The sequence below is a fragment of the Streptomyces himastatinicus ATCC 53653 genome, from assembly GCF_000158915.1.
Classification (GTDB): Bacteria; Actinomycetota; Actinomycetes; order Streptomycetales; family Streptomycetaceae; genus Streptomyces; species Streptomyces himastatinicus.
On sequence record NZ_GG657754.1, the window covers coordinates 5,137,027 to 5,147,145 of the forward strand.

General features: G+C 71.1%; 12 protein-coding genes. 6 read left to right on the top strand and 6 right to left on the bottom strand.

Translation table 11 applies throughout. The annotated features are described in order from the left end of the window. Positions 1-421 precede the first annotated feature (421 nt). The 5 genes from SSOG_RS21615 (at position 422) to SSOG_RS21635 (ending at position 4,825) form a co-directional block, all read left to right on the top strand. Positions 422-2,137 carry a cellulose-binding domain-containing protein gene (locus SSOG_RS21615; RefSeq protein WP_039938297.1) on the top strand — a complete coding sequence of 572 codons (1,716 nt, stop codon included), beginning with the start codon at positions 422-424 and terminating at the stop codon, positions 2,135-2,137. A 233-nt stretch (positions 2,138-2,370) separates the two neighbouring features. Further along, positions 2,371-2,715 (top strand): hypothetical protein, encoded by a 345-nt coding sequence (locus tag SSOG_RS21620; RefSeq protein ID WP_039941486.1) that lies wholly within the window; start codon positions 2,371-2,373, stop codon positions 2,713-2,715. 201 nt (positions 2,716-2,916) lie between these two features. Beyond that, positions 2,917-3,402 (top strand): hypothetical protein, encoded by a 486-nt coding sequence (locus tag SSOG_RS21625; RefSeq protein WP_009716367.1) that lies wholly within the window; start codon positions 2,917-2,919, stop codon positions 3,400-3,402. A 74-nt stretch (positions 3,403-3,476) separates the two neighbouring features. After that, on the top strand, positions 3,477-4,142 hold the full coding sequence (locus tag SSOG_RS21630) for a thioredoxin-like domain-containing protein (RefSeq protein WP_009716368.1): 666 nt from the start codon (positions 3,477-3,479) through the stop codon (positions 4,140-4,142). Next, positions 4,139-4,825, top strand: a complete 687-nt coding sequence (locus tag SSOG_RS21635) for a DUF305 domain-containing protein (protein WP_039938301.1) — start codon at positions 4,139-4,141, stop codon at positions 4,823-4,825. Before SSOG_RS21630 ends, SSOG_RS21635 begins: the two co-directional genes overlap by 4 nt. A 45-nt stretch (positions 4,826-4,870) precedes the next feature. Here SSOG_RS21635 and SSOG_RS21640 read toward each other — a convergent pair whose 3' ends face one another. After that, positions 4,871-5,491 carry a TetR-like C-terminal domain-containing protein gene (locus SSOG_RS21640; protein ID WP_009716370.1) on the bottom strand — a complete coding sequence of 207 codons (621 nt, stop codon included), beginning with the start codon at positions 5,489-5,491 and terminating at the stop codon, positions 4,871-4,873. A gap of 274 nt (positions 5,492-5,765) precedes the next feature. Beyond that, positions 5,766-6,413 (bottom strand): TetR/AcrR family transcriptional regulator, encoded by a 648-nt coding sequence (locus tag SSOG_RS21645; RefSeq protein ID WP_039941488.1) that lies wholly within the window; start codon positions 6,411-6,413, stop codon positions 5,766-5,768. A gap of 112 nt (positions 6,414-6,525) precedes the next feature. Here SSOG_RS21645 and SSOG_RS21650 point away from each other — a divergent pair, with 112 nt between their 5' ends. After that, on the top strand, positions 6,526-7,257 hold the full coding sequence (locus SSOG_RS21650; protein WP_039938303.1) for an SDR family NAD(P)-dependent oxidoreductase: 732 nt from the start codon (positions 6,526-6,528) through the stop codon (positions 7,255-7,257). Positions 7,258-7,326: 69 nt separating this feature from the next. Here SSOG_RS21650 and SSOG_RS21655 read toward each other — a convergent pair whose 3' ends face one another. The 4 genes from SSOG_RS21655 to SSOG_RS21670 are packed head-to-tail and all read right to left on the bottom strand — an operon-like array spanning position 7,327 to position 9,989. After that, positions 7,327-8,601, bottom strand: a complete 1,275-nt coding sequence (locus SSOG_RS21655; RefSeq protein ID WP_009716373.1) for a cytochrome P450 — start codon at positions 8,599-8,601, stop codon at positions 7,327-7,329. Then, on the bottom strand, positions 8,598-9,218 hold the full coding sequence (locus SSOG_RS21660) for a GTP-binding protein (RefSeq protein WP_009716374.1): 621 nt from the start codon (positions 9,216-9,218) through the stop codon (positions 8,598-8,600). The genes SSOG_RS21655 and SSOG_RS21660 overlap by 4 nt, the downstream gene beginning before the upstream one ends. Continuing rightward, positions 9,199-9,561 carry a DUF742 domain-containing protein gene (locus SSOG_RS21665; protein WP_009716375.1) on the bottom strand — a complete coding sequence of 121 codons (363 nt, stop codon included), beginning with the start codon at positions 9,559-9,561 and terminating at the stop codon, positions 9,199-9,201. Before SSOG_RS21665 ends, SSOG_RS21660 begins: the two co-directional genes overlap by 20 nt. Further along, positions 9,558-9,989 (bottom strand): roadblock/LC7 domain-containing protein, encoded by a 432-nt coding sequence (locus SSOG_RS21670; protein ID WP_039938305.1) that lies wholly within the window; start codon positions 9,987-9,989, stop codon positions 9,558-9,560. Before SSOG_RS21670 ends, SSOG_RS21665 begins: the two co-directional genes overlap by 4 nt. Between the last annotated feature and the right edge of the window lie 130 nt (positions 9,990-10,119).

The window sequence follows — 10,119 nt, forward strand, 5'->3', positions numbered from 1 at the left end:
GTTTCGCGGAGTGATGGGGTGATTGCCCCCTGGGGGCGCCGGGGCGAGCCGATCGGAGGGAGCACCCGAGCACCCAGGACACCCGCTGCGCGGACGCTCCGAGCGGCCGGACGCGGGGCACCTGATGAGACGTCAGAACACTTTCTGATGCCGCGTCATGGCCATTTCTGACGATACGTCACTCACCACCCGAGGGGCCCGGACCATCACGGTCCGGGCACCTCGGACACAACACCTCCCGCACTCCTCTATCGTCTCTTGTCAGCCGACTCACAGACGTGAAAGGCTCGGCCCACCCGTGAAGGGGAATCCCCAACTCCGAGTCAGATCTGTGCTGTTGGCTGCCCACCCCGCGGCCCCATGTGAGAGGCTTGCCCCCCTGGCGGGGGCGCCACTGTTCGTGAGTGAGGAATGTGCCTCCATGCCCGACCACTCGGCATCCCGGGACGGCGCCTTCGCGCCACCCGGCCAACCGTCCGTCTCCGCAGCGGACACCGAAGCCGTCTCCCCGACGGTCCTGCTCAACCTCTACTGGGACGCGGTAGCCGACTACGCGAACCTGTGCACCACCACCCCCGAAGACGGCATGCGGCTGGCCACCGAGGCGTTCCGGCGCGGCATCAGGGCCGCCCGCAACCGCCGGGCCCGATCCTGGGGGCCGCGGCTGCCGTGGCTTCCGCTGCTCCTGACGTCCGTACGCAAGACCGCCGCCGACTGGCACACCCACCGGGACGGCGACCGGCTCGACCCGGAGCTGCGGGTCTGGCTCTCCTCCACCGGTGTCACCCGCTACGCCGTCCCGCCCCGCGAACAGCCGCTCGCCCTGCGCGGCCTGCGCGACCTGGGGGAACGCGACGGGGCGCTGCTGTGGGAAGTCGAGGTGGAATCGCAGCCGGTCGAGGCGCTGGCCTGGCAGCTGGGCGGCGACATCGAGTACGCAGCGGAGGAGATCGCCCGGGTGCGGGCCGCCTTCCGGCAGCGCTGCCAGCGCAACCATCTGGACACCCTCACGCATGAGGAGTGCCGCAGCTACGCCAAGCTGCTGGACGCAGCCACCCGTTCGCCCGATGCCCACTCCCCTGCGGACCTGTGGCAGCACCTCGCTCGTTGCCGTAACTGCCGCGAGGCCGCCGCCTGCCTGTATCTGCACGGTGGCGGGCTGCCCAACGCGCTGGCCGGCGGGGTGCTGGGCTGGGGCGGCTCCGGATACGTGGCGCGGCGGCGAAGAACCGCCGAGCGCACCCCGGGCGCCACCTCCGCGTCGACCGCACCGGCGTCGCACGCCGTCCGCATCCCGTTACGGGACCGGGTCCTGGACAAGGTCGGCGGGCCGCTGATGATGGCGCCGCGCCTGCTGCGCCAGAGACTCGGCATCGGTCCGACCGGGCGCAGAAGAGCCACCCACGGTGTGCGCAGAGCCCGTACGGCAACGGTCGCCCTGGCGGTGGTGGCCGTGGTGGCGCTGGCCATGATGGTCGCGTTAACCAGAACCGCCGCGGTGTCCGGCGACGGGACCGAAGAGCAGGCCACCGGCCGCGTGGCCCGTGACACCACCGCCCCGGGCGGCGCCCCCTCGGACACCACACCGGTGGACACCGGGACCCCCACCGGCCCGGGTGGCTCCGCCGAGCCGTCCTCCTCCCGCAGCGGCGACGGCGTGGAGGACAAGGCCGGGAAGGACGACCCGGCGGACGAGGACCGCGACGGGGACAAGGACGGGAAGCGCACGTCCGCGCCCGCCTCGCCCTCCAGCTCGCAGGACGCGGGCCAGGGCCACCGGCCCGGAGACGGCTCGAACCCGAAGCCCCCGAAATCCTCGGACAAGCCCAGCTGCACGGCCCGCTACAACGTGGTCACCGAATGGCCCGACGGCTTCAAGGCCGAGCTCACGCTGACCTCCCGCAGTGCGCTCGACACCTGGCGGATCACCTGGGACTTCCCCGACTCCCAGCGCGTCACCCAGATGTGGAACGGCCAATTCACCCAGCGCGGTGGCACGGTGACCACCACCCCGGCCGACTACAACAAGCACGTCGACGCCGACAAGCCCTTCTCCGTGGGCTTCCTCGGCACCTGGGACGGCCGCAACTCCCCGCCCCGCGCCTTCACCCTGAACGGTGAGCGCTGCTCGGCGTGAACGATCCGTGCGCCTGAACGACGACACGACGCGGCCCGGGATTCCGGGCCGCGTCCGGCCCTGCCCGGCTCCGCCGGGCGGGGGCGCCACGCCACGTCCGCGGGAGCGCAACCATGACCGGATCATGGCCGGATCGGGACCGACGGGCCCCCGGCCACTTCCCCACCCGGATGGCCGTACGGGACCCCCGACCGTGTTACACGAGGGCCCCCGGGTGGCATGTAATGGCGCGCATGAGCAGTGTCCTGAGCGGCATCGTGTCCCTGCCCCCGGACACCCCCACGGTCCGGGCGGCCCGGGTGGTGGTGGAGGTGCGCAACGTGTCCCGCGCCGATGTGGCCACCTCCGTCGTGGGGGCGCAGGTGCAGACCGACGTACCGCTGAGCCCGGCAGGCCACATCCCGTTCAGCGTCACGGTCCCGGGCGAGCTGGACCCCGACGACGCCTACGGGCTGCGCGTCCACGTCGACCTGAGCGGTACGGGCTTCCTGGAGCGCGGCGACCTGGTCAGCGCCCGCGTGGGCCCGGTCCCCCCGGCGTCCACCGCCGGGCTGATCGCCCCGGTCAGCGAGGTCTGATCACACCGCGTGGTGCGCCAACGGGGGCGTACGGTCCGCCCCCGCCACCCCCTATGTGCGTAAGAGCGCACACATGCACCTATCGGGTGCCCGCGATGCGCATCCGCGCACCCTGAGCGCCGCGCGGGCGGCCACGCGAATGACGTGATTGCCGTGCTACCCGTTCAGCCCCGGCAGGCCCACTGGTTACGATCTGGCGCGATGGGCAGAGGGCGGGGCGGAGACGACGGCATACGGAAGCGCACGGTGCGAGCCACCGTGCGCTCCGCGCTCGGACGTGTCCTGCCGCTCCTCGCCGCGATGCTGTGGGTGGCGCCGTCGTGCGTCCACTCCGGCGGCGACCATCCGCCGATATCCGAGGGCTGCCGGCACCGTCTCGTGGCCGAACCACGGCTCGAACGGCCGCCCCCGGGGCGGGCCCTGGCCACCCCCCTCGCCCAGCTCCACACCGCACCCATCGCCCCGGCCGCCGGGAACGACGCGAAGACCCCGGGCGGCGGCAGCGACGACTGCGTGGCCGGTCCCCGCGGCGGGAACCCCGCCCTGGTGCCCGCCCCCGTCCCGCCGCCCGCCCTCGTCGGTTTCCGGCCGCCGGACGGCCCACGGGGCAGGGACTCCGTACGGGCGCCGCCCGACACCCATGTCCACGCCCTCGGCCTCCATCAGCTCCAAGTACTCCGCACCTAGGCCGATCGCCGACGTCCGCCATCACTTCACTCATTCAGTGCGACAGTGCGAGAACTGCGAGGACTGGGACAGCCATGGCTTCCAAGGGATCGAAGACGAAGGGCGCGGCCGAGCGCCGCGCGAAGATAGAGGAGCTGCGCCGCGCGGAGAAGGCCCGCGAGCGCCGGTACCGGATCATCACCATCACCTCCTGCACGGTGATCGTCGCCGGGCTGGCCGTCGGCGGCTTCTTCCTGGTCGACGCGGGCAACAAGAAGGAGGAGAAGGCCACGAAGGTCTCCTCCTCGGTCGTGAAGACCGGTGAGTTCAAGGGCATGACGACCTGGAAGAACCTGGGCCGCACCCATGTGGGCGGCTCGGTGAAGTACGCGATGTCGCCGCCGGTCGGCGGAAACCACAACCAGGTCTGGCAGAACTGCGACGGCGACGTCTACACCAAGCCGCTGACCAAGGAGAACGCGGTGCACTCGCTGGAGCACGGCGCGGTGTGGGTGACGTACAACGACAAGGCGTCGAAGGAGGACGTCGCCACCCTCAAGGCCCGGGTGGAGAAGACCAAGTACTCGCTGATGAGCCCCTACGAGGACCAGAGCACGCCGATCGTCCTCAACGCGTGGGGCAACCAGCTGAAGATACAGAAGGCGTCGGACCCGCGGGTGGCCGCGTTCTTCAAGAAGTTCGTACAGGGCAAGCAGACCCCCGAGCCGAACGCCTACTGCACCAACGGGAAGTCGTCGTGACGGACGGGACCACCGCCGTCGGCCGTGCGTCACGGCAGCCGCTGGTTGCGGGGATCACCGCCGCCCTCGCGGTGCTGACGCTGGTGGCGGTGGGGGTGGTGTGGCTGATGAGCGACCGCTCGGAGGGCACGACCGGCAACGGCACCCCGAAGGACACCTCCGCCGAGGCCGGTTTCGCCCGCGACATGTCCACCCACCATCAGCAGGCGGTGGAGATGTCGCTCATCGTGCGCGACCGCACCGGCGACGAGGACGTGCGGCGGCTGGCGTTCGACATCCTCACCGCGCAGGCCACCGAGCGCGGGATCCTCCAGGGCTGGCTGGACCGGTGGGGTCTCGACCGGGCGTCCGAGGACGCGCCGATGACGTGGATGAAACACGGCTCGGACGGCATGGAGGGCATGGACCATGCCTACAAGCCGCACGACGGTTCGCTCATGCCGGGCATGGCCACCAACACCGAGCTGGACCAGCTGCGCAAGGCCAAGGGCAAGGCGGCCGAGGTGCTCTACCTGAAGCTGATGACCGCCCACCACAAGGGCGGTGTCGCGATGGCGGAGGGCGCGGTAGACCTGGTCACGGACCCGCCCGAGAAGCGGCTGGCCAGGACGATGGTGCAGGCCCAGCAGTCGGAGATCCAGCTGATGGCCGACATGCTGAAGGAGCGCGGCGCCCGGTCCTGAACGCTCCCCGGTGACGCCCCCGGCCCGGCTCACGGGCCGGGGGCCTCACTCGCCGTCCGGCCCGGCCCCGAACACCCCCGCCCGCGCCGCGTGATAGGCCGCCTCGGCACTGGTCCGCACCAGCCGGGCGTCGATGGACCCGCGCAGGATGAGCACCCGGTAGTAGAAGGGCGCGCCCAGCGCGGCGATGACGTCCTTGGCGTCGGTGTCCGCGGGCAGTTCGCCCCGGTCGATCGCATGCCGCACGATCCGGGTCACCTGCTCGGTCCGGCCGACGAAGGCGGCGCGGACGATCTCCTCGACCCGTGGATCGTGGGCGGCGGCCGCCAGCAGCCCCTGGATGACGTTGCGGTTGCGCAGCGCGTCGGTGAAGTCGCCGATGGCCTGGGCGAGTTCGTGCAGATCCCGCCGGAAGTCGCCCGAGTCGGGGGTGGGGAGCGTGGAGCTGCGCTCGGCCAGCAGATCGACGACGACGCCCTCCACCGTCCGCCAGCGCCGCCGGATGGTCGACACGTGCACCCCGGAGCGCTCGGCGAGCTTGTCGAGGGTGAGGGCGCTGAACGATTCGGCGCCGAGTGCCTCGTAGGCGGCGGTCAGCACGGCGACGCGGGTCCGTGCCGTACGTCCGCCGGGGCGCGCCGAGCCGTGGGGTGGTCGCGCGTTCATGGTTGGTGAGCCGCCATGTCTCCTGTACCGCGGAAGGGGGTCCGTAACGGGCCGACCCTACGTCCCGCCCGAACCCGGGCGCACGAGATCTTCACTTCTTTGAGCCGCTACCGGCCGGTACGCCATTGCGTGACGTGCCCACGTCCGGATACGGTGACGCCCCCAGCTTAACGCGCGCCCGTGAGCATTAAGGGCGAGCTTCCGAGTAGGCGTGCTGGACCTTCCGTACGCGGGGAGGGAAGGTCCAGCGCGCTTGCGGCCCCAGGGGTGCCCCTCAGCCGCGCGGCGCCGAGCGCTCCACGATGCGGATCATCTGGCCCTGGGTCAGGGCGGGTTCGGCGATGGGGTGGGCGGCGTCGGCCCGCAGGCCGTCGAGGAAGAACGCCAGACAGCGCCGCCAGGCCCGTGGCGCCGTGTCCATGGACTCCCGGATCACCTGGGACATCGCCCAGACCAGAACGGCGAGATCCTGCGGTTCGAAGTCGGCGCGCAGCCCACCGCCCTCCTTGGCGCGTTCGATGATCCGCTCGGTGTGCCGGAGGCACTCCCGGGACGCCTCGTTCAGCTCGGCCGCGGCGGGGAAGCGCTGGGCGACCGCGTCGTTGAGCCCGCGGTCCTCGGCCTGGAGGGCGAAGAGCCCCTCGACGTAGCCGGTGAACCCGTCCCAGGGGCTGGGGTCTTCCAGAGCCGCGGTGGCGATGCGCTCCAGGGCGGCGAGCCGCTCCGGGAAGATCGCGTCGAAGAGCGCCTCCCGGGTGGGGAAGTGGTTGTAGAGCGTGCCGATGCTGACACCGGCCCGGCGGGCCACCTCCTCCAGCGGGGCTTCGAGGCCGCGCTCCCCGAACACCACGGTGGCGGCGCGCAGCAGTTTGTCGCGATTGCGCGCGGCGTCGGCCCGCAGGGGCCTGGATCCGGCTGTCATGGCGGCCATCCTACAAAAGTCGAGGCTTCCCTCATGTTCCGTGCTACCGTCGCGACCATAAGTTGAGATGACCCTCAACTTGCCTTCGACGTGCTTCGGAAAGGACGTCCACATGTCCGCATCACCCCGCGGGACCGCCGTCGTCATCGGAGTCGGACCCGGCCTCGGCATGGCCATCGCCCATCGCTTCGGCCGCGAGGGCTACACCGTGGCCCTGGTGTCCCGCAGCGGAGCGCGGCATGCCGGATATCTGGAGGAGCTGGCCGCGGCGGGCATCGAGGCCGGGTCCTTCCCGGCCGACGTGCGCGACGCGGACGGTCTGCGGTCCGCCCTGGACGCCGTCGCCGAGCGGTACGGAAGCATCGACCTGGTCTACTACGGCCCCGCCGCGGCCGACGCCGACGCCTGGCCCACCACGATCACCGAGGCCGACTCGGAGAGCGTCCGCACGGGGATGAGCTGGATGTACCCGGCCGTCGACGTGGTCCAGCAGGTGCTGCCCGGCATGGTCGAACGCGGCGGCGGGGGGCTGCTGTTCGCGACCGGTCTCAGCGCGGTGCTGCCGATGCCCGCCCTCGGCAACCTGGCGATCCTCTCGGCCGCGCTGCGCAATTACGCCCTCACGCTGAACGCGGCGCTGTCCGGGCAGGGGATCTACGCGGGGGCGCTCGTCATCGGCGGGGCCGTCGAGCGCGGCGACATCTACCGGATGGTGACGTCCCGGCCTGAGCAGTTCGGCGACGTGAAGGACATGTCGCTCGACCCCGATGACATCGCCGACACCGCGTGGGCCCTGTTCTCCGAGCGCGACCGGGCCGAAGCGGTCTTCAACGCCCTGCGCTGAGCGGTCGGCGGAGCGCGGACAGCCGACAGCCCCGGCGGGGCGTGCGCACCGCCGGGGCCGAGGAGGGTGTCAGCGGTGGAACGCCGGGGTGAAGTCGACCGGAATGGACGACACGCCGCGCATCATCAGCGCGGAGCGCCACTGGAGCTCGTCCGGGGTGACCGACAGGGTCACGTCCGGGAGGCGGTCGATCAGGACCTCGATCGCGGCCATGGCGATGTTCTCGGCCAGTTCGCGGGCGACCTGGGGGCAGCCGTGGGTGCCGTGGCTGAAGGCCATGTGGGCCTGGTTGCCCGCCGCCCCGGCCCGGAAGTCGGGACGTACGTCGGGGTCGGCGTTGGCCGCGGCGAGGCCCAGCATCATGCAGTCGCCCTTACGGATGTGGCGACCGGCGAACATGGTGTCCTCGGAGGCCCAGCGGCCGACCCAGTTGGGGACCGGGGTGGCCTCCCACAGCACCTCGTTGAGCGCCTGGCCCACGCTGCGCCGCCCGCCGGCCATGGTGACCGCGAACCGCTCGTCGGTGAGCATCAGCCGCAGCGCGTTGCCGATCAGGTCGGTGGTGGGCTGGTGGGCCGCGTAGACGTTGCCCAGGAGGTCGTTGAGGATCTCCTCGTCGGTGAGGCCCGCCGGGTGGAACGCCAGCACCGAGGCGATGTTGTTCGCACCGGGGTTGGACCGGGCGTTCTCCAGCAGCGCCACCATCCGGTTCAGCAGGTTCTGGTGCGCCTCCGGGCCCCCGTTCCCGCTGACCAGGTCCACCGTCTCCTGCACGATCTCGGGGGAGTCGTCCAGGCCGTACATGCGGTTCAGCACCCGCAGCGGGATCTGGCTGGCGTACTCGGCCATCAGATCGGCGCGGCCGCTGCCCGCGAAGACGTCGATCAGCGAGTCCGCGACGCGCTCGCACTGCGCCCGCAGTTCGGACGGGTCCACGGACTCCATGCTGTCGATGATCGCCTCGGACCGCCGCTCGTGATCGGCGCCCTCGGAGAACAGCATCGTCGGCCGGTAGGCGACGAAGGTCATCAGTTCCCAGTCCGGCGGGACCCGGTCCCAGGAGTGCCAGCGGCGTGAGTCGCGGGCGAACAGGTTGGGGTCCGTGGTGACCCGGAGCAGCTCCCGGTAGCCGAGCACCATCCAGACGGGGATGTCCGGTTCGAGCAGCACGGGCACGACGGGGCCGTGCTCGCGCCGGAGCTTGCGGTACAGCTCGTCCGGGTCGGTACGGAGCAGCTGCATGTCCAGCCGCACCGCGTCCGGCTGCTCCGGCCAGCCCAGCAGGGGCGGTGCGGCGGGGGCGAAGGGGTCCTCGAGCGGGGGCATGGGGTCCGGGGTGGTCACGCGGTGGTCTCCCGGGCGGCGGAGGAGGTGGACAGGGAGTAGAGGTGACGGGCGAGCGCGACCAGCACGGCCTTGCTGGAGTCGCGGTCGCGGGCGTCGCAGTCGATCACGGGGATGTCCGAGGGCAGATCGAGCGCGTCCCGGACCTCCTCCAGGGTGTGCTGCGGTTCGGTGAAGTTGTTGCGGGCCACGATGAACGGCGTCCCGTGGTACTCGAGACGGTCGATGGCGTACCAGGAGTCGGCGAGCCGGTTGGTGTCCACCAGGACGACCGCGCCCAGGGTGCCGGCGAAGAGCCGGTCCCACAGGAACCAGAAACGTTCCTGTCCGGGCGCGCCGAACAGATAGAGCACCATCTGCTCGTCCAGGCTGATGCGCCCGAAGTCGAAGGCGACCGTGGTGGTCGTCTTCGACTGGACGAAGGAGGCGTCGTCGATCCCGACGCCAGCCTGGGTCATCGTCTCCTCGGTGCTGAGCGGGCGGATCTCGCTCACCGACTGGACCATCGTCGTCTTGCCCACGCCGAAGCCGCCGACGACGACGATCTTGAGGCCATCGCTCGCGCTCGCCCGCAGCGGTGCCCGGACGTCGGCGCGGTCAGAGGTTCTGGAGTGCAACGAGCACCTTCTTCAGTGTCTCGGGCTCGGGCAGCCCTCCGTTGTCGGGGCGGGCCGCATGCGGATGGCGTGCGGTGATCTTGCCGGTGTCGAGCAGGTCGCACAGCAGGATCTTGACCACGCTGACGGGCATTCCCAGGTACGAGGAGATCTCCACGACCGCCATGGGCCGCCGGCACATCCGCAGGATCTTGACGTGCTCGGACTGCATGCCCAGTGACGGTTCGGATTCGCTGACGATGAGCGTGACCATGTCGAACACGCTCTCGTCGGCACGGCTGCGGCCACCGGTGACGGTGTACAGCCGGTCAGGGTCCTCGCTGTCGAGCGGCCCTCGGATCATGCGTTCGTCCCGCCGCCACGGCCACCGTTCGCGAAGGTACGGGGCGCCGCCCGCAGATGGTCGCCGATCTGCTCGACCATTTCGTTCATGTTGTGCCCGATGATGCCGACGTCGGCCTCGTCGTGCGCGACGACGGCCAGATGGGCACCCTCACCGGCCTCGACGATGAACAGGATGCCCCCGTGGAACTCCGTCATGGACTGCCGGACGCCGCCGCTGCCGTCCCCGAACTCGATCGACGCACCGTGGGAGAGGCTCTGGATGCCCGAGGCGATGGCCGACAGCTGGTCGGCCTGGTCCACGGAAAGCCCCGACGTGAGACACAGCTTGAGGCCGTCCCGGGACAGCACCAGCGCGTGCCGGGCCCCCGGCGTCTTCTCCAGCAGGTTCTCCAACAGCCAGTCCAAGCTGCGGTCTGTGGTGTTCATCGGCGTTCCTATCATCACGGCTGGTCGTTCTCTGCGGACTCAGCTGACTCGGCGGACTCGGCGGACGGCGCGGGCCCGGTGGCTTCTGCGGGCGCCGCCGACGTGGTGTTACGCCCGTCGGTACCGCCGG

What these genes read in the sequence shown, in the direction of transcription:
- SSOG_RS21665 (WP_009716375.1), bottom strand. Translation starts at nt 9,561, where the DNA reads ATGATCCGAGGGCCGCTCGACAGCGAGGACCCTGACCGGCTGTACACC.
- SSOG_RS21620 (WP_039941486.1), top strand. Translation starts at nt 2,371, where the DNA reads ATGAGCAGTGTCCTGAGCGGCATCGTGTCCCTGCCCCCGGACACCCCC.
- SSOG_RS21650 (WP_039938303.1), top strand. Translation starts at nt 6,526, where the DNA reads ATGTCCGCATCACCCCGCGGGACCGCCGTCGTCATCGGAGTCGGACCC.
- SSOG_RS21670 (WP_039938305.1), bottom strand. Translation starts at nt 9,989, where the DNA reads ATGAACACCACAGACCGCAGCTTGGACTGGCTGTTGGAGAACCTGCTG.
- SSOG_RS21625 (WP_009716367.1), top strand. Translation starts at nt 2,917, where the DNA reads ATGGGCAGAGGGCGGGGCGGAGACGACGGCATACGGAAGCGCACGGTG.
- SSOG_RS21640 (WP_009716370.1), bottom strand. Translation starts at nt 5,491, where the DNA reads ATGAACGCGCGACCACCCCACGGCTCGGCGCGCCCCGGCGGACGTACG.
- SSOG_RS21630 (WP_009716368.1), top strand. Translation starts at nt 3,477, where the DNA reads ATGGCTTCCAAGGGATCGAAGACGAAGGGCGCGGCCGAGCGCCGCGCG.
- SSOG_RS21645 (WP_039941488.1), bottom strand. Translation starts at nt 6,413, where the DNA reads ATGACAGCCGGATCCAGGCCCCTGCGGGCCGACGCCGCGCGCAATCGC.
- SSOG_RS21615 (WP_039938297.1), top strand. Translation starts at nt 422, where the DNA reads ATGCCCGACCACTCGGCATCCCGGGACGGCGCCTTCGCGCCACCCGGC.